Origin of the sequence: Endozoicomonas acroporae (genome assembly GCF_002864045.1) — a bacterium.
In the GTDB taxonomy this organism is placed as follows: domain Bacteria; phylum Pseudomonadota; class Gammaproteobacteria; order Pseudomonadales; family Endozoicomonadaceae; genus Endozoicomonas; species Endozoicomonas acroporae.
The window spans coordinates 1-1,613 of record NZ_PJPV01000062.1; the positions used below are offsets into that span (position 1 = coordinate 1).

The following is a 1,613-nucleotide window of genomic DNA, read 5'->3' on the forward strand; positions in this document are numbered from 1 at the left end:
CAGCTATTCCCGACGATTACACGACAATATCCATAGCAGGTTCGTAAACGGACTCATAATATTCACAGAAAAAGAAAATCTTCAGCTACTTTCGCTGGAGAAAAATCTCTATCTCTAACCCTGAAATCCTGGCTATCTTTTGATGTTATGAAGTATCAAATTCCAGTTTCAGGGATTTCGATCCGTGTGCAATTGCTTTAAACAAAGCATCCCAACTATCAATCATCAAGGTAAGAAACAAACAGGTTATTTTTTTCCATAATCGCTTTCGTGTTGGCTTCGCTGGTTTATTTAAAGCTTTTTGAAATCGTGGACAAGCCAATTCCTGAATTTGATCCACAAGAAAAGCCAAGAATGTAAGGTAGGCGAAATTCGTAGCCAGGTGATATTCGCCATGACCATAGCTGTGCTCAAGTTGATAGCCTTGGTTCTTCAGGGTGTTGAACGTTTGGTTCTCAATATGCCATCTACAACGACCTCCTCTCATGACAGATTCAACTGTCTTTTTGGTTAATTCAATATCCGTTACCCAGCACCAAACATGCGAATTACCTGCTTTATCAGTTTCAATATAATCCAGGACATTAACCTGCTCTGCTTCATCCTGAAGATTCAGGGTCACATTATTTGCATAGCGAAATCGATGAGTTGTATTTTTCTCTTTATCAACGATGGTATGGTGCTCAACTTCGCCCTGATCATAAAGCTCATTCATGGCCTCAATAAGCGACTCATGGTTACCATCTTTTGCGACGATAATATAGTGCCAGCCATACTTCTTGATCAGAGCAATGGTGGGGTTATCAGCGTATAAGCCGTCAAGAAGAATGACCAGTTTTAGTTGTGGATGGTCGTGTTTTACCTGGGCCAGAAAACGTCGAATAGCCGCTTTTTCACAATCATTTTTTTTCGTTCCATCTTGTTTGCAAATGGCTTCGGGTGCCAAAGGAAGCACAGTTTTCTGGTTTGGATGGACAATACACCCACCCATAATATTGTGATAATAAGCTTCATTCTTTTTACCTTCATTCATGATGCAACAGTCATTACAACGACAGGTTCCCGAATAAAAAAGACCGGTGCCATCAACAGGAAGGAGATAATAGTCTTTCAGCTTGCCGCATTTAAATTCGAAACCTTTCAGGGCTCCATTACGCTGAACAATATTGAGCAGTTTCTTAAAGGGTGTCTTATGTCCGGAAGGATCTACAGGGTCAAGAACTTCTCTCATTCTTGTATCAGAAGGTACCATACCATCCTTAACATGATAGAGTTTTTCAAGATTATGGCAGCATACTTTGTCGAGTCGTTCCTCGTCAAATGCTAACAGCGAATCACACTTTTGATGCATCATGGCAAAAGCAGATTTAGGAAAATTGGCAAATGGAATGACGCATTTATTGGGACGGTGATCAGGTATTTTTTCAAAGCATTCAGAAACGGTTTTTATAAGATAAGTAGCACTGAATTGCCTGACTTTTTTCTGTATGGCAGCACCCATAATCGATCCGACGACGATGATTTAGTAAGGATCAATTTTAGTCGATAAATTGTGCGGGTGAGTTTTTATTGCCTCCTCTGTATGCTATGTGGCGGTGGAGCTCCAGGATTCA

General features: G+C 40.5%; 1 protein-coding gene. It reads right to left on the reverse strand.

Annotation, left to right across the window (positions count from 1 at the left end; all coding sequences use genetic code 11):
• Positions 1-145: 145 nt before the first annotated feature.
• Positions 146-1,501: a transposase gene (locus CX664_RS11290; protein WP_101746837.1), complete on the reverse strand. Its 1,356-nt coding sequence runs from the start codon at positions 1,499-1,501 to the stop codon at positions 146-148.
• Positions 1,502-1,613: the final 112 nt, after the last annotated feature.